We start from the raw sequence: 15,202 nt of genomic DNA, 5'->3' as shown, positions 1-15,202 counted from the left end.
CGCCGCGTCAGACGCCCGGCGGCCGCCAGCCCGAGGCGTGCACGCTGGCCGCCGGCGCAAACAGCGGCTGTGGCAGCGCGTCCCACGAGAACCAGCGCCACTCGGCGCAGCGTTCGGGCTCCATCGCCTGCGGCTCGCCGTCGGCCGCGGGCACGACGGTGATCAGCGTCACGTAGTGCCGGCCGACGTCGGCAAAGACGTTGTTGACCCAGGTCGCGGCCAGCACCTGGCGCGCGACGAGGCCGGTCTCTTCGAGCAGCTCGCGCCGCGCGCAGTCTTCCGGCGTTTCGCCGAACTCCAGGTGGCCGCCGGGCGGCGCCCAGGTGCCCTGGCCGTGCGCGCCCAGGCGCCGGCCGAGCAGCACGAGGCCGTCGCGCACGACGATGACACCGACGCCGACCCGCGGCGTCTCGGCTTGCGGCGTGTTCAACGCGGGGCGAACGCCTGCTCGAAGCGCTGGCGGTCGAGGTAGCGCGTGTAGCCCTGCAGCGACTGCGCCACCGCCGGGTTCGTCGTCAGCTCCATGAACGCGACGCGGCCCAGCACCTCGAAGGCCTTGCCCAGCGACTCGCCACCCTCGGCCTTCATCAGCGCACGCACCTCGTCGACGCAGCGTTCGGTGACGAGCTGGGTGACGATCTCGGCGACCCGGCGCTGCGACTCGTCGGCTGCCGCCATGCTGACCTGGCTCAGGTCCTCCAGGCTCGGATGCGAGGCCATCGCGATGAAGATCCAGCGCGTCAGGTCCTTGCGGTCCTTGCCGGAGGTGTTGTCGGTCATGCAGGTCGACACGGCGTCGACGGCGGGGCTGGCCAGCGCGGGGGCGCAGAGCGTGCCGGCCAGGGCCAGCGCAGCGGCCGCGCGGGCGGCGTTTCGGAGCTTCATTGCGGAGTGGAGTGTTGGCGGAGCGCCCGGCGCCGACCGTCGGCTCCGGCGGCGCGGGCCGCGGCGCACAGGATAGCCCGTCGGCGGCGCCGCCCCGCCCGCGGCGCGGCCCTCAGCGCGGCACGTACTGCACGATCTCGCCGCCGTCGCGCTGCATGTAGAGCGCGTCGCCGACCATGCGCACCTCGTTGCAGGCCGGGGCGCGGCCCTGCAGCCCGCCGCAGAGCTTGCCGTCCTCGGTGCGCCAGGTGCCCGAGCTGCGGAAACCGCGGCTGGTGTCGATGAAGAAATAGCCGTTGGCCTTGTACTCCAGCCGCCACGACGTGCCGTCGGCCAGCGCGACCTGGAAGACGCGGCCTTCGAGGTGCCGGCTGAGCGCCGCGGCATCGGGGGCGCTGGCGTGCTCGGGGAAGGCCGACACGGCGGACGCGGCGGCCAGCAGCGCGCCGGCCAGAAGGGGGCGGATGGAGGGCATCGCGGGCTCCTCGGAAGTCGAACCGCGACTGTCGCGAGGGGCCCCGCCGGCCGTCCATCACGCGAAACGAGCTAGGGAGGCGCCATGCCGCCGGCAGGGGATTGGCCGTCGCCGTGCCAGCCGAACTCCGAATACGTCTCGCCGGCGGCGATGCAGGCCAGCGCGTGGCGCACGTAGGGCACCATCGCTGCGGGCAGCGCGTCCAGCGGGTACCAGTCGAGCTCGCTGCACTTGTGCGGCTCGCGGTTCTCGGGTTCGCCTTGCCAGCGCTCGGCAGCGAAGAACATCGACATCCGTTCGCTGTCGCTGCGGCGGTGGATCAGGTGCACGAGGCGCAGGTCCTCGGGGGCGATGACGAGGCCGGCTTCCTCCAGCGCCTCGCGCGCCATCGCGGCGCGCGCCGCTTCGCCGCCGTCGACGTGGCCGGCGACCAGGCTGTACAGCCCGTCGGCATAACCGGTGTTGGCGCGCTGCAGCAGCAGCACGCGGCCATCGTGCACGAGCACGAGGTGGACTTCGGGGATCAGGGAGAAGCGTGCCATGCGGCGACGCTAACCGATGCGCGGCGCCGCGGCGCGACGCCTTGCGCCATCGTGTCAGGTGAGGGCCAGCGAGATCCGCCAGCGCAGCCCCGGCGTGCTGCCGAACTGCGCCGGTTTCGTGAACCGCTCGAGCAGCACGCCCCCGTTGGCGACGATGACGCGTTGCGACGCCAGGTTGTCGGGGTCGGTCGTGAGGTCCACCCAGGGCAGGCCGACGGCGCGCGCCTCGGGCAGCATCTGCCGCAGCGCCGCGCTGGCGTGGCCGCGGCGGCGTTTCCAGGGCACGACCGAGTAGCCGATGTGGCCCAGGCAGTACGGCGGCAGCTCGGGCGTGCCGCGCTGCCAGCGCAGGCCGATGACGCCGGCAAACCCTTCTTCGTCCCAGATCCAGCGGCGCAAGCCCGGCAGCCGCGCGACCTGGCTGCCGTCGGGCAGCGTCACCGGCGCACCGCGGCCCTGGCGGTCTTCGAGCAGGTCGACGAAGACCGCCGGCGCGCGCGCGATCGCGTCGAGCTCCTCGCGCGCCGCGTCGGCGCCGCGCACCGTGTCGGCCGACCAGCCGGTCTGCAGCGCGGCGACGTAGGCGGGCAGGTGTTCGAGGCTCGGGCGGACGAGCTGCATCGGCGCGGTCAGCGCTCCGTCGTCGCCAGCCGCAGACCCAGGCCGGCGAAGGTGGCGGCGAAACCGCGCCGCAGCCAGGCCTGCACACGCGCCGAACCGATGACCCGGGCGCGGAAGGCATGTGCCAGCGCGCCGTAGACCGCGAAGACGGCGAAGGTCATCACCATGAAGACGCCGGCCAGCGCCAGCAGCTGCAGCATCGGCCGCGCCGCCTGCGCGTCGACGAACTGCGGCAGGAAGGCGAGGAAGAAGATCGTCAGCTTGGGGTTCAGGATGTTGAGCAGGAAGGCCTTCAGCACCAGCCCCGAGGGCGGCGTGCGCGCCAGGCTGCCGTCGACCGCGAAGGCCGAGCTGTCGCGCCAGGTCGCCCAGGCGATGTAGAGCAGGTAGAGCACGCCGGCGAACTTCAGCGCCTGGAAGGCGAGCGCGCTGGCGTGCATCAGCGCCGCCAGCCCCAGCACCGTGGCTGCCAGGTGCGGCACGATGCCCAGCGTGCAGCCCAGCGCCGCGAACAAGGCCGCGCGCCGGCCCTGGGCCAGGCCCGTCGAGACCGTGTAGACGACACCGGTGCCGGGCACCAGCACGACGACGAGCGAGGTGAGCAGGAATTCGGGGCTGATCATCGATGGTCCTCCCGTGGGCGGGCGCAGCATACGCCGGTGGCGTGACGCCCGTCGGCCCCGGAATCGGCGGAGCCGCTACGTCGCCGCCTCGTCATCGTGCGGCGCGACGATCTCGACCTTGAGGCGGTCCGGGTCCTCGCAGTACATCGCGTAGTACCCGGGACCGCCGGCGAACGGGTAGCGGTCTTCGTAGAGCGGCGTGTGGCCGGCGTCGCGCACCCAGTCGCGCAGCGCATCGACCTGCGCGCGCGACGCCGCCTGGAACGCCAGGTGGTTCAGGCCGATGCGCTGGCGGTGATAACCGGCGGCGAGGTGTCTGGTCGGCGCCTGCAGGAAACACAGGTAGTGGTCGCGGTGCCGATAGTTCACGCCGCCGGACCAGGGCTGGACCTGCCAGCCCAGCGCCTGCAGCAGCGGTGTCCAGAAGGCGGTGGAGCGTTGCAGGTCGCCGACGTAGAGCTCGACGTGGTGCAGCATGCCGGTCCTCCTTCAGCGTTGTTCGCCCAGCCGCGCCAGCATCAGGCAGTAGCCGCGGCGTTCGCCGACGTCAACGAAGCCGCAACGTGTGTAGAGCCGGCGTGCCGGGTTCTCGGGGTGCACGGTGAGCGCCACCTGCGCGACGCCGGCGGCGCGTGCGGCGGCGAGCGCGCCGCGCATCAGCGCTTCGCCGAAGCCACGATGCTGGAACGCCGGCTCCAGCGCGATGCCGAGTTGCGGCGTGCGTTCGTCGACCCAGGCCAGACCCTGGCCGTCGGCCACCTGGCGCATCCAGCAGGCGCCGGCGTCGGCGCCGTCGACCCGCAGCACGACGCCGACGTCGCCCGGGCGACCCCAGTCTTCGGCGTAGAGGCGCACCGCCGGCAACTGCAGCACCTCGACCGGGCGCAGCGCGGCCGGCGGCGGGTCCCAGAGCGCGAGGTGCAGCCAGTGCCACAGGCGGGGCTGGTCGGCGGCGACCAGCGGGCGCAGGTCGATCTGCGGCGGGCGGTCATCGCTCATCGTGGGGTGGCTCGTTGTGGGGCTCGCAGCCAGGTGCGCGCCTCGCGCGGCGTGCGCAGCTCGTGCCAGCGCAGCCCGGCCCGGCGAGGGTCGGCGCGCATCTCGGCGTAGCGGGTGCGGTTCGTCGCGAAGGTCGACTTGCCGGCGCCGCTGGTGCCGACGACGAGGCAGCGCATCGCTTCAGTCTCCGTGCCGCGTCGTGGTGGCGATCGACAGCAGCGCCAGTTCGACCCGATCGACGGCCTGCTGGCGGCGCCAGAAGGCCAGCCCTTCGGCGTTGTCGGCGAAGACCATCAGATGGCATTTGTCGATGCCCTGGGCCTGCAGCGCCGCCAGCGCGGCGTCCAGCAGCGCACGCCCCAGGCCGCGGCGGCGCCTCGCCGGCGCGACCGCCAGGTGGTGGATCAGCCCGCGCCGGCCGTCGTGGCCGCAGAGGAGGGTGCCGACGAGTTCGCCGCCATCCAGCGCGACGAAGCTCAGCCCCGGGTTGCGGCGCAGGAAAGCGGCCAGCGCGGCCGGCTCGTCGGCCTTGCTGAGGCCGATGCCGGGGATCGAGCGCCACAGCGCCAGCGCGGCCGGCAAGTGGCGGCGCTCGAACGCGACGACGGTCGGTGTCGTGGCACCGAGCCCCGGCCGCACGGCGCGGCAGACCGCTTCGAGCCGGTGGCCTTCGGGGTCGACGACGAAAGCGGCGTAGTAGTCCTCGCCGTAGTCCGGTCGCCAGCCGGGTGCGCCGTTGTCGCGCCCGCCATGCGCCAGGGCCGCGGCGTGGAAGGCCTCGACCGCGGCATGCGTGGTGGCGCCGAAGGCGATGTGCTGCCCGGGGATGTCGGCCGCGGGCTGCGCGACCTGCTTCAGCGCCAGCACGTCGCCGCCGCCCGGCGGCCCGTAGCCGACGGCCTGGCCGGTCTCGCCGGGGCGCAGGTCGGTCCAGACGCGGGCGTGGCCCAGCGTGCCGAGCACGGCGTCGTAGAAGCGTGCAGCGCCTTCGATGTCGTGCACGCCGAGCGACAGGTGATGGATCACGCCGTGCCTCCGGCTGCGCCGGGCAGGCCGGCCCGGTGGAACACCAGGTCGCCGGCGTCGTAGCTCTGCAGCGCCGGGGCGACGGCCGCCGGCACCTCGACATAGCCTGCACGCCGCAGCAGTGCCTGGCAGCGCCGGTTGGCCGGCAGCGTGGTGGCCCAGAAGTCGACGTCGCCGGCTTCGCGCCGCAGCTCCTCGTGCAGCCAGGCCAGGCCTTCGCTGGCGTAGCCGTTGCCCCAGATGCCGGGCGCGAACAGGAAGGCGACTTCGGCGACGCGGCCGACGACGGTGGCCTCCAGCCGGCCGAGCACGGTGCGCGAGTCGGCGTGGCGCACGAGGTAGTTGAACCAGCGCTGGCCGCCGCCGGGCGGCGGGCCGACCAGCGCCCGTTCCAGCGCGAGGTGGAACTCGGCGGCCGACGGGACTTCGCCGCCGATGTGCTCGTAGACCGCCGGGTGGCGCAGCGCGGCGGCCAGTTCGTCCAGGTGCTGCGGTCGCAGCGGGGTGATGCGCAGACGCGAAGGCATCGGGCGATTCTGCCGCCCGGGCGTGTCAGCGCCTGGCCAGCCCCTTCAGGAACGGGACCACGGCCTCGGCCAGGCCGGGGGCCAGCGGCAGCGTCGGGTCGGCGTAGGAGGCGATCTGTCGTGCGCGGTCGGCCGGCACCGCCTTCAGCACGTGGTTCATGCCGGCGACGCGCGCCAGCCGGCAGGCCGGTTGCGCACTCTGCAGCGCCTGCGCGTCGGCCAGCGAGACCTGCAGGTCGGTGTCGCCCTGCACGATCAGGCAGGGCACACGCAGCGCCGCGACCGCGTCGGCCGGACGCTGGCGAAACCAGGACACCAGGTAGGGCTGCACGCTCGGCCGGTACAGGGCCGCCAGCGCCGGCGGCACCTCGTCGACGAGGCGGCCGGCTTCGAGTGCCGCCAGCAGCGCTTCGTTGCGTTCGGCCAAGTCGGGCGGCAACTTGCCGGCGAGCTGGCGCCGCAGCGTCGCCGCGGCCGGTTCGCCGGGGCCGGCGATCGCGACGACGCCGGCCGCCGGCGCCTTGGCCGCGGCCAGTGCGGCGATCGTCGCGCCTTCGCTGTGGCCGACGATCGCCACCGCGGCGAAACGGCCGTCACGCGCGAGCTGTGCGGCCCAGGCCGCGGCGTCGTCGACGTAGTCGTCGAAACGCAGCTTCGACTCGTCGGCGCCGGCCGCGGCGCTGGCGGCGATGCCGCGTTTGTCGTAGCGCAGCGAGGCGATGCCGGCGTCGGCCAGCGCCTGGGCGACGAGCTTCAGCGCGTCGTTGTGGCCGGCCATCGGGTTGTTGCCGTCGCGGTCGGTCGGGCCGGAGCCCGAGACGATCAAGGCGACCAGCGGCTGCGGTGCGTCGCCGGGGCGCAGCAGCGTGCCGTGCAGGGTGCCGGTGGCGGTCTCGAGCTGCAGCATTTCCTCGGCGGCGAAACCGGGGTTGGCGAGCAGCGACAAGGCGGTGGCAACGGCGGCGAGGGCAGTGCGCATCGGTGTCGTCTCGGGCAGTGGGGAACCTGCCAGCCTACGCGAGCGGCCCGCGGCGATCTTCGTCCGGCCGGCGGAAGCCGGCCTTCAGCCGCGTTGCCAGCCCCAGGCGATGACCGCCATGCCGGCCAGCGCGATCGCCGAGCCGGCGAGGTCCCAGGCCGAGGGCCGGATGCCGTCGACCAGCCACAGCCAGGCGATCGCGGTGGCGACGTAGACGCCGCCGTAGGCCGCGTAGACCCGGCCCGAAGCCGCCGGATGCAGCGTCAGCAGCCAGACGAAGGCTGCCAGTGCCGCGGCCGCCGGCAGCAGCACCCAGGCGCCGGTGCGGCCCTGCAGCCACAGCGCGGGCAGGAAGCAGCCGGTGATCTCCATCAGCGCGGTGGCGACGAACAGGGCGGCGGTGGTGGCGAGGTTCACGGCGTGGGGCGGGGCGGCGGACGCCGCATGCTAGGGCCGGCCCGCCGCCGGCGCCGGCCTCAGGTCTCGGCGCCGCCGCGGGCCTCGAACTCCAGCCCGCCGACGACGCGCGCCAGCCCGTTGTAGAGCAGGCAGGCGAGGGCCGTCATCGCGTAGTTCAGCAGCACGTAGAGCACGCCGGCGACGAGCAGCAGCGTCGGGTCGAGTGCCAGCGGCGCGCCGTAGGCGAGCGCGATCGCACCCGCCGGCAGCAGCGCGACCAGCGCCACGGCGGACACCAGCACGGCCAGCACCTTGGCGTTCTGGTGCGGGGACAGACGGGCAACCTGTTGTTTCATGAGGCCTCCGGGAGCGGCCGCGGGACATCCGCGATCGATGCCCTGCAGCCTAGGGCGGCGGCGGCGGTGCCGCGTCGCCCGGGTGCGGGAGCACACGGCCTGCCGACGGGGGCCCCCGCCGGGACGCCTCAGCGCGGGCGGGGGGCGGCGCGGCGCAGCCAGCCGAAGCCGATGGCCAGCCCCAGCAGCGCCGACCACGGGCCGGCCGGGATCAGCCAGGCCGATGGCGGCACGTAGGCACCGAGCTGGCGCGCCATCGAGGCGCCGAAGCCGCCACCCGGCGCGTCCAGCGCCGTCGAGACGGCCGGGATCAGCAGCGGCAGCAGCACGCCCAGCACCAGGCCCGGCGCGTGGCGCCTGCCGTCGACGGCGAACAGCCGCGTCGCCGCCCAGCCCAGCACGACGGCCAGCAGCAGCTGCGGCAGCGCGAACGCGACGCTGCTCAGCAGCCCGGCCGCCATGTCCTGCCGCCCCGGGCCGAAGAAGGCGAACCAGCCGTCAGGCGCCGGCACACGCGCCAGCCAGCCGGCACTGAAGATCAGCAGCTGCATCGAGAGATAGCCGGCGACGACGGCGGCGAGGGCGGCGGGAATGCGCATGGCAGACGGGCGGGCGGTTGCGGTGGGCTCGACACTAGACGGTTCCGGCGCCGCATGCCCTCGACGGCGTCAGGCATCGCCAGGCCGCGCAGCGGGCCTGGGCGCCGACCCGCGTGTTGGCGGTGCAGTGGGCGCCCGTGACGGCGAACCTAGCCCGCCTGACCCACCGTGCCGTCGCCGTGCGGCGCGGCGCGGAACTCGGGCAGCGCCTCGGCGGCGGCCGACAGTGCGGCCAGCTGCGGGTAGCGCTCGGCCGACAGCAGTTCGGCCACCGTCTGCTGCATGAAGTGCCAGCCGACGGCGGCGGTCACCGCCGCCTGGCGCAGCGCGTCGCGCGCGGCCGGCAGCGGCGCGCGTTCGAGTTCACGTTCCAGTTCGTCGCAGGCCGCCTGCAGCTGGCCGGTGACACGTTCGATCCACGGCGCGTGCTGCTTCTCCGGCGGGCGCAGGCCACGCTCGTAGACGATCTGCACGCTTTTCTCCATCGCCGCCAGCGCCAGGCCCAGCAGGCGCAGGTCGCGTGCGCGTGCCGCCGGGTCCTCGGGCATCAGGCTGCGCGGGCGGGCCAGCGTCTCGGCGTAGTCGAGGATCAGCGTCGAGTCCATCAGCACCGTGCCGTCGTCGGCGATCAGCGTCGGCGCCTTGACGACCGGGTTCAGCGCGCTGAACTCGTCGAACTGGCGGAACACCGACAACGAGCGGTGTTCGAACGGCAGCCCGAGCAGCTGCAGCGAGACGGCGACGCGGCGCACGTAGGGTGAGTCGAGCATGCCGATCAGCTTCATCGTGGTTCTCTCCGGTTGGGGCCTGCGACTCTACGGGGCCGGTGGCCGGCCGGCCATCGAAGAGCCTGCCAACCGCGCCAGCATCAGCAGGTCGTGCGGCCGGCCGCTGTGGAGATGCCTCGCGTATGCATATTCCTAAATGAAATAAAGATGGTCTTATATACGGGTTTACGATTATTAGGAGCCTCTCGTCTAGACAAGCCGTTGCGGGAGGTGCATCGCATCTGAGGAGAAGAACACATGAAATCGATCCGTCCGCAGGCCTTCGTGCTGGCCGCGCTCGCGCTGGCCGCCAGCGGTGCCTGGGCCGACCGTCTGGCCGACATCCAGAAGGCCGGCGTGCTGCGTGTCGCCGCCTTCGACGCCAACCCGCCGTTCGGTTATGTCGACGCGAAGACGAAGAAGATCGTCGGCCTGGACGTCGACTACGCCGAGGCCTTCGCCAAGAAGCTCGGCGTCAAGCTGCAGATCGTGCCGACCAACCCGGCCAACCGCGTGCCGCTGCTGGCCTCGAACAAGGTCGACCTGGTCTTCGCCAACTTCACGATCACCGAGGAACGCGCCAAGGTCGTCGGCTTCAGCATCCCGTACTTCGCCTCGGGCACGCAGTTCATCGCCAGGAAGGGCACGCTGAAGTCGCCCGAGCAGCTGAGCGGCCTGCGCATCGGCGTCGACAAGGGCACGACCAACGAGATCCAGCTGCGCGAGAAGTACCCGCAGGCGACGCTGGTGGCCTACGACGACACGCCGTTCGCCTTCACCGCGCTGCGCAACGGCAACGTGCAGGCGATCTCGCAGGACGGCCCCAAGCTGATCGGCCTGCTGGCCAACGTGCCCGACCGCGACAAGTACGAGATCCCGCCGTTCGCGATCTCGCAGGACTACATCGGTGTCGGCATCCCGAAGGGCGAGACGGCGCTGACCGAGTTCGTCAACAAGACGCTGCTCGAGCTGGAAGCCGACGGCCGGGCGCAGAAGATCTACGACACCTGGTTCGGCCCGACGACGAAGACGCCGCTCAAGCGCATCTTCAAGATCGGCGACAAGACCTGATCCCGGGCGGCCGCGCCGCCCTTGAACACCGCCGGGCCCGCGTGGATCGCGCGCCCGGCTTCGGCATTTCCGGATGGACTGGATTCCCCCCGTGTTGCGCCAGGACCTGCTGGCGCCCAAATACCTCGGCTGGCTGCTCGACGGCTGGGTCATGACGCTGTGGACGACGGCGATCGTCGTCGCCGCGGCCACGCTGCTCGGCGCGCTGCTGGCCGCGGCGCGCGAGAGCGGCCGGCCGGCGCTGACACGCGCCACCGGCGTCTACCTCTCGCTGTTTCGCAACACGCCGCTGCTGGTGCAGCTCTTCTTCTGGTACTTCGGCCTGCCGGCGCTGCTGCCCGAGGACCTGCTGCCCTGGCTGAACACGCCGCACGAGCTCGCTTGGGGCGGGCTGGTGCTGCGCTGGCCCTCGTTCGAGTTCCTGGCCGCGGTCACCGGGCTGGTGTTCTATTCGGCCGCCTACGTCGGCGAGGACATCCGCTCCGGCCTGCGCGGCGTGCCGGCCGGCCAGCGCGAAGCGGCGATCGCGCTCGGCCTGACGCCCTGGCAGGCGCTGCGCCACGTCGTGCTGCCGCAGGCGCTGCGCATCGCGCTGCCGCCGCTGCTGGGCCAGTACATGAACATCCTGAAGAACACCTCGCTGGGCATGGCGATCGGGCTGCTGGAGCTGTCCTACCGCACGCGCCAGGCCGAGGCCGAGACCTGGAAGACCTTCCAGGTCTACGGCGTCGCGACGCTGCTCTACGTCGTCGCCATCGTCGCGCTGCAGCTCCTGGGCCAGGTGCTGCAGAGCCGGCGCCAGCGCCGTATCGCGGCGACGGCGGCGGCGGGAGGCTGAGGCGATGGACTTCTCGTTCCTGCACGACGACCTGGGCTATCTGCTGTGGGGCACCTTCCCCGACGGCCCGCCCGGCGGCGCGCTGCTGACGCTGCTGCTGTCGGCCGGTTCGGGCATCGCCTCGGCGCTGCTCGGCCTGGGGCTGGGCGTGGCGCTGGTGATGCTCGACGGCGCGGCGCTGGCGCTGCTCAGCGCCGTGCTCGGCCTGCTGCGCGCGGTCCCGGTGCTGATGCTGATCTTCTGGACCTACTTCCTGCTGCCCATCGTCTTCGGCGTCGACGTGCCCGGCGTGCTGTCGGTGATGGCGGCGCTGTCGCTGGTCGGCGGCGCCTACCTCGCGCACGCGGTGGCCGCCGGCATCCGCGGCGTCGGCGCGGGGCAGTGGGCGGCGGGCCTGGCGCTGGGCTTCACGCGCTGGGGCGCGCTGCGCCACGTCGTGCTGCCGCAGGCGCTGCGCATGATGCTGCCGTCCTTCGTCAACCAGTGGGTCACGCTGATCAAGGACAGCTCGCTGGCCTACATCGTCGGCGTCGGCGAGCTGTCGTTCCTGGCGACCCAGGTCAACGCCCGGGTGATGGTGCACCCGACCGAGGTCTTCCTCTTCGTCGGCGCCGTCTACTGGCTGCTGTGCAGCGCGCTCGACTGGGCGGCCGGCGCCGCGGCGCGTGCCGCCGGCGGCAGGGTGGCCGCCGCCGGCTGATCAAGCGCCGCCAGAGCGCGAAACCCGCGCAAGGGGCTGAGCGCGAGCCTCAGTGCGGCCGCTTCAGCGTGATGCGCACCGTCTGCGTCGCCAGGTGCACCTCGCGCAGGAAGTAGGCCAGGCCGACCAGCAGCGCCAGCGTCGCCGCGGTGAACAGCAGGCCGACGACGCCGCGCAGGCTGACCTGCAGGTAGACCTCGACGAACAGCGCGGCGATGACGGTGCAGACCAGCAGCGCGGCGCCGGCGCAGGCGGTGATCGCGGCGCCGGCGAAGCGCCGGCGGCGTTCCAGCGTCTGCAGTTCCAGCGACAGGTAGGGCTCGGCCACCGGCGGCGGCTGGCTCTCGGTCAGCTTGCGCCCGCGGTCGATGATGCGCGCCAGCCGCGAGGCCATCACGTTGAGCATGCCGGCGATGCCGGTCAGCAGGAACACCGGCGCCAGCGCCAGCTGGATCGCACGCGGCACGTCGCCGAGGGCGGAGGAGGGGTCGATCATGGCGGCGAGTATCGGCCAGCCATGCGAGCGGCGGGGTGCTCGCGATGCTGTATAAAAGAACAGCATCACTCCGCACGGTGCCCGCGTGCCCACCGCCCTCCCGCCCTACGCCGAGCTGCACTGCCGCAGCAATTTCAGCTTCCTCGTCGGGGCCTCGCACCCGGAGGAGCTGGTGGCGCGTGCACACGTGCTGGGCTATGCGGCACTCGCCATCACCGACGAAGGTTCGCTGGCCGGCGTCGTGCGCGCGCATGCCGAGGCCGAACGCCTGGGCTTGAAGCTGATCGTCGGCGCCGAGATGCGGCTGGCGCCGCCGCCCGAGACGCCTGACGCCGACGAGCCGCGCCTCGTGCTGCTGGCGCAGACGCGCCGCGGCTACGGCAACCTGGCGCACTGGATCACCGTCGCGCGCCGGCGCGCGGCCAAGGGCGAGTACCTGGCCTGGCGCAGCGACCTCGAAGGCGCCGTGCCGACTGCGCCTTTTCTCGCCGGGCTGCCCGGCTGCATCGCGCTGCTGCTGCCCGATGCGGCGCAGCCGCTGGAGACGGTGTTCGCGCATGCGTCGTGGCTGAAGACCTGGTTCGGCCCGGAGCGCGCCGCCGTCGCGCTGGAGCTGCTGCACCACGCCGGCGATGCCGACCTCGTGGACACCGTCACGCGCGTGGCGGCGCAGGCCGGGCTGCCGGTGGTCGCCGCCGGCGGCGTGTTGATGCACGCGCGCTCGCGCAAGCCGCTGCTCGACGTGCTGGCCGCCACCCGGCTCAAACGCCCGGTGGCCGAATGCGGCTTTGATCTGGAGCCCAACGCCGAGGCCCATCTGCGCCCGCGCGCGCGGCTGGCGGCGCTGTACCGGCCCGAGTGGCTGGCGGCGACGCTGGCCGTCGCCGAGCGCTGCAGCTTCACGCTCGCCGAGCTGAAGTACGAGTACCCGCGCGAGATCGTGCCCGAGGGCCACACGCCGACCTCCTGGCTGCGCGAGCTGACCGAGTCGGGCGCGCGCCGGCGTTTCCCGGCCGGTGTGCCCGCCGCGGTGCGTGCGCAGATCGAGCACGAGCTGGCGCTGATCGCGCGCCTGGGCTACGAGCCGTACTTCCTCACCGTCGCCGACATCGTGCACTGGGCACGCGACCAGGACATCCTCTGCCAGGGCCGCGGCAGCGCCGCCAACTCGGCGGTCTGCTACTGCCTGGAGGTCACCGCGGTCGACCCGTCGAAGTCGACGCTGCTGTTCGAGCGTTTCATCAGCGAGGAGCGCAACGAGCCGCCGGACATCGACATCGACTTCGAGCACCAGCGCCGCGAGGAGGTCATCCAGTACGTCTACCAGAAGTACGGCCGCCACCGCGCCGCGCTGACGGCGGTGGTCATCAGCTACCGGCCGCGTTCGGCGCTGCGCGACGTCGGCCGTGCGCTCGGGCTGGACCTGGACCGCATCGAGTCGGTCGCGCGCGGCCAGCAGTGGTTCGACGGCCGCCGCATCGACCCCGAGCGCTTGCGCGAGCAGGGTCTGGACCCGGCGGCGCCGCTGTGCCGGCTGTGGGTCGAGCTGACCGAGCAGCTGATCGGTTTCCCTCGCCACCTGAGCCAGCACCCCGGCGGCTTCGTCATCGCACGCGACGAGCTGTCGCAGCTGGTGCCGGTGGAGAACGCGGCGATGGAAGAGCGCAGCGTCGTGCAGTGGGACAAGGACGACCTCGACGCGCTCGGGCTGATGAAGGTCGACCTGCTTGCGCTGGGCATGCTGAGCGCGATCCGGCGCGCGCTGGACTTCGTCGGCGCCAAACGCGGCGCGGCGCTGGCGCTGCACCAGATCCCGCAGGACGAGAAGCCGGTCTACGACATGCTCTCGGCCGGCGACAGCGTCGGCGTCTTCCAGGTCGAGAGCCGGGCGCAGATGAGCATGCTGCCAAGGCTCAGACCCGAGAAGTTCTACGACCTCGTCATCGAGGTTGCGATCGTGCGCCCGGGGCCGATCCAGGGCGGCATGGTGCACCCCTACCTGAAGCGGCGCTGCGGCGAGGAGCCGGTCGACTACCCCAGCGCCGAGGTCAAGCAGGCGCTGGAGCGCACGCTGGGCGTGCCGATCTTCCAGGAGCAGGTGATGCAGCTGGCGATCCTGGCGGCCGACTTCACGCCCGGCGAGGCCGACCGGCTGCGCCGCGCGATGGCGGCCTGGAAGCGCAAGGGCGGGCTGGGGCCGTTCCACGAGCGCCTCGTCGGGCGCATGGTCGCCAAGGGCTACACGGCCGAGTTCGCCGAACGCATCTTCAAGCAGATCGAGGGCTTCGGCGAATACGGCTTCCCGGAGAGCCACGCAGCGAGCTTCGCGCAGCTGGTCTATGCCAGCGCCTGGCTCAAGCGCCACCACCCCGACGCCTTTCTGGCCGCGCTGCTGAACAGCCAGCCGATGGGCTTCTACGCCCCGGCGCAGCTGGTGCGCGACGCACGCGAGCACGGCGTCGTCGTGCGCCCGGTCGACGTCTTCCGCAGCGACTGGGAGACGACGCTGGAAGACGAGGCCGCGGCGCCCGGCGCGCCGCCGGGGCTGCGTGCGGTGCGGCTGGGTTTGAGCCGCGTCACCGGGTTCCCGGCCGACGCGGCCGGGCGGCTGGTCGCCGCGCGCGCGGCCGGCGGCGCCTTCGCCTCGGCCGAAGACCTGGCGCGGCGCGCCCGGCTGGACCGGCGTGAACTGGCGCTGCTGGCCGACGCCGGTGCGCTGGCCGCGCTGGCCGGCCACCGCCACCAGGCGGCCTGGGCCGTGGCCGGCATCGACGCGCGCGCGACGCCGCTGCTGCGCGCCACGCGCACCGAGGAGGCCGCCATCGCGTTGCCGGCGCCCGGCGCCGCCGAATCGGTGCTGGCCGACTACCGCGCCACCGGCCTCAGCCTGGAGCGCCACCCGCTGGCGCTGCTGCGCGAGCAGCTCGCCGCCTACCGCGTGCAGCCGGCGGCGGTGCTGCGCGACTACCCCTCGGGCCGGCTGGCGCGCGCCAGCGGCCTGGTCACGCACCGCCAGCGGCCCGGCACGGCCAAGGGCGTGGTCTTCGTCACGCTGGAAGACGAGACCGGCAGCGTCAACGTCATCGTCTGGCCGGCGGTCGCCGAAGCCCAGCGCAAGCCGCTGCTGGGCAGCACGCTGCTGACGGTCTACGGCGTCTGGCAGCGTGAAGGCGAGGTGCGCCACCTCGTCGCGCGCCGGCTCGTCGACCACAGCGCGTTGCTGCAGGGCCTGCAGGCGCGCAGCCGCGACTTTCACTGACGGGTTTGCGCCCGGGGCCGGCGGGGCCCGCCTCGAACGC

At 73.1% G+C, this 15,202-nt stretch carries 21 protein-coding genes; 4 read left to right on the top strand and 17 right to left on the bottom strand.

Features of this window, described 5'->3' with window-relative positions:
- Positions 1-7 precede the first annotated feature (7 nt).
- The 16 genes from G5B56_RS08065 to G5B56_RS07990 form a co-directional block, all read right to left on the bottom strand.
- Positions 8-430 carry an NUDIX hydrolase gene (locus tag G5B56_RS08065; RefSeq protein ID WP_164962856.1) on the bottom strand — a complete coding sequence of 141 codons (423 nt, stop codon included), beginning with the start codon at positions 428-430 and terminating at the stop codon, positions 8-10.
- On the bottom strand, positions 427-885 hold the full coding sequence (locus tag G5B56_RS08060; protein WP_164962855.1) for a hypothetical protein: 459 nt from the start codon (positions 883-885) through the stop codon (positions 427-429). The genes G5B56_RS08065 and G5B56_RS08060 overlap by 4 nt, the downstream gene beginning before the upstream one ends.
- A 112-nt stretch (positions 886-997) precedes the next feature.
- A complete protein-coding gene (locus tag G5B56_RS08055) occupies positions 998-1,360 on the bottom strand; it encodes a hypothetical protein (RefSeq protein ID WP_009855407.1) in 363 nt (120 codons plus the stop codon).
- Between the two features lie 71 nt (positions 1,361-1,431).
- On the bottom strand, positions 1,432-1,902 hold the full coding sequence (locus G5B56_RS08050) for an NUDIX domain-containing protein (protein ID WP_009855406.1): 471 nt from the start codon (positions 1,900-1,902) through the stop codon (positions 1,432-1,434).
- A 54-nt stretch (positions 1,903-1,956) separates the two neighbouring features.
- Positions 1,957-2,523: a GNAT family N-acetyltransferase gene (locus tag G5B56_RS08045; protein WP_164962854.1), complete on the bottom strand. Its 567-nt coding sequence runs from the start codon at positions 2,521-2,523 to the stop codon at positions 1,957-1,959.
- 8 nt (positions 2,524-2,531) lie between these two features.
- A complete protein-coding gene (locus tag G5B56_RS08040) occupies positions 2,532-3,146 on the bottom strand; it encodes a LysE family translocator (protein WP_164962853.1) in 615 nt (204 codons plus the stop codon).
- Positions 3,147-3,221: 75 nt separating this feature from the next.
- Complete coding sequence (locus G5B56_RS08035; RefSeq protein ID WP_164962852.1) at positions 3,222-3,623, bottom strand: VOC family protein; 402 nt, start codon at positions 3,621-3,623, stop codon at positions 3,222-3,224.
- A gap of 12 nt (positions 3,624-3,635) precedes the next feature.
- The gene (locus tag G5B56_RS08030) at positions 3,636-4,145 is read right to left on the bottom strand and encodes a GNAT family N-acetyltransferase (protein WP_164962851.1); all 510 of its coding nucleotides are present in this window, start codon (positions 4,143-4,145) and stop codon (positions 3,636-3,638) included.
- A complete protein-coding gene (locus G5B56_RS08025) occupies positions 4,142-4,321 on the bottom strand; it encodes a hypothetical protein (RefSeq protein WP_206023497.1) in 180 nt (59 codons plus the stop codon). The genes G5B56_RS08030 and G5B56_RS08025 overlap by 4 nt, the downstream gene beginning before the upstream one ends.
- Before the next feature lie 4 nt (positions 4,322-4,325).
- Positions 4,326-5,171 carry a GNAT family N-acetyltransferase gene (locus tag G5B56_RS20065; RefSeq protein WP_164962850.1) on the bottom strand — a complete coding sequence of 282 codons (846 nt, stop codon included), beginning with the start codon at positions 5,169-5,171 and terminating at the stop codon, positions 4,326-4,328.
- Positions 5,168-5,698 carry a GNAT family N-acetyltransferase gene (locus G5B56_RS08015; RefSeq protein ID WP_164962849.1) on the bottom strand — a complete coding sequence of 177 codons (531 nt, stop codon included), beginning with the start codon at positions 5,696-5,698 and terminating at the stop codon, positions 5,168-5,170. The genes G5B56_RS20065 and G5B56_RS08015 overlap by 4 nt, the downstream gene beginning before the upstream one ends.
- Positions 5,699-5,723: 25 nt before the next feature.
- On the bottom strand, positions 5,724-6,677 hold the full coding sequence (locus G5B56_RS08010; RefSeq protein ID WP_164962848.1) for an alpha/beta hydrolase: 954 nt from the start codon (positions 6,675-6,677) through the stop codon (positions 5,724-5,726).
- Between the two features lie 84 nt (positions 6,678-6,761).
- Positions 6,762-7,094 carry a YnfA family protein gene (locus tag G5B56_RS08005; protein WP_164962847.1) on the bottom strand — a complete coding sequence of 111 codons (333 nt, stop codon included), beginning with the start codon at positions 7,092-7,094 and terminating at the stop codon, positions 6,762-6,764.
- A 59-nt stretch (positions 7,095-7,153) separates the two neighbouring features.
- Complete coding sequence (locus tag G5B56_RS08000; RefSeq protein ID WP_009855396.1) at positions 7,154-7,432, bottom strand: hypothetical protein; 279 nt, start codon at positions 7,430-7,432, stop codon at positions 7,154-7,156.
- Positions 7,433-7,560: 128 nt separating this feature from the next.
- A complete protein-coding gene (locus G5B56_RS07995) occupies positions 7,561-8,031 on the bottom strand; it encodes a hypothetical protein (RefSeq protein ID WP_029718785.1) in 471 nt (156 codons plus the stop codon).
- Positions 8,032-8,180: 149 nt separating this feature from the next.
- Entirely contained in the window at positions 8,181-8,816 is a 636-nt protein-coding gene (locus G5B56_RS07990; RefSeq protein WP_164962846.1) for a glutathione S-transferase, read from the bottom strand.
- A 240-nt stretch (positions 8,817-9,056) separates the two neighbouring features.
- On the opposite strand from G5B56_RS07990, the gene G5B56_RS07985 reads away from it, so the two are divergent.
- The 3 genes from G5B56_RS07985 (at position 9,057) to G5B56_RS07975 (ending at position 11,407) form a co-directional block, all read left to right on the top strand.
- Positions 9,057-9,869, top strand: a complete 813-nt coding sequence (locus G5B56_RS07985) for an ABC transporter substrate-binding protein (RefSeq protein ID WP_164962845.1) — start codon at positions 9,057-9,059, stop codon at positions 9,867-9,869.
- Positions 9,870-9,942: 73 nt separating this feature from the next.
- The gene (locus tag G5B56_RS07980; protein WP_164962844.1) at positions 9,943-10,707 is read left to right on the top strand and encodes an amino acid ABC transporter permease; all 765 of its coding nucleotides are present in this window, start codon (positions 9,943-9,945) and stop codon (positions 10,705-10,707) included.
- Positions 10,708-10,711: 4 nt separating this feature from the next.
- A complete protein-coding gene (locus G5B56_RS07975; protein WP_164962843.1) occupies positions 10,712-11,407 on the top strand; it encodes an amino acid ABC transporter permease in 696 nt (231 codons plus the stop codon).
- A 49-nt stretch (positions 11,408-11,456) separates the two neighbouring features.
- Here G5B56_RS07975 and G5B56_RS07970 read toward each other — a convergent pair whose 3' ends face one another.
- Positions 11,457-11,903, bottom strand: coding sequence for a DUF2721 domain-containing protein (locus G5B56_RS07970; protein ID WP_164962842.1), 447 nt, complete (start codon positions 11,901-11,903; stop codon positions 11,457-11,459).
- Between the two features lie 85 nt (positions 11,904-11,988).
- Between G5B56_RS07970 and G5B56_RS07965 the strand changes: the two genes are divergently transcribed.
- Complete coding sequence (locus tag G5B56_RS07965) at positions 11,989-15,162, top strand: error-prone DNA polymerase (RefSeq protein WP_164962841.1); 3,174 nt, start codon at positions 11,989-11,991, stop codon at positions 15,160-15,162.
- Positions 15,163-15,202: the final 40 nt, after the last annotated feature.

This window comes from Rubrivivax sp. JA1026, from assembly GCF_011065555.1.
Lineage (GTDB): Bacteria > Pseudomonadota > Gammaproteobacteria > Burkholderiales > Burkholderiaceae_C > Rubrivivax > Rubrivivax benzoatilyticus.
The sequence above is the reverse complement of the archived record's forward strand: the minus strand, read 5'-3'. Positions and strand labels throughout refer to the sequence as shown.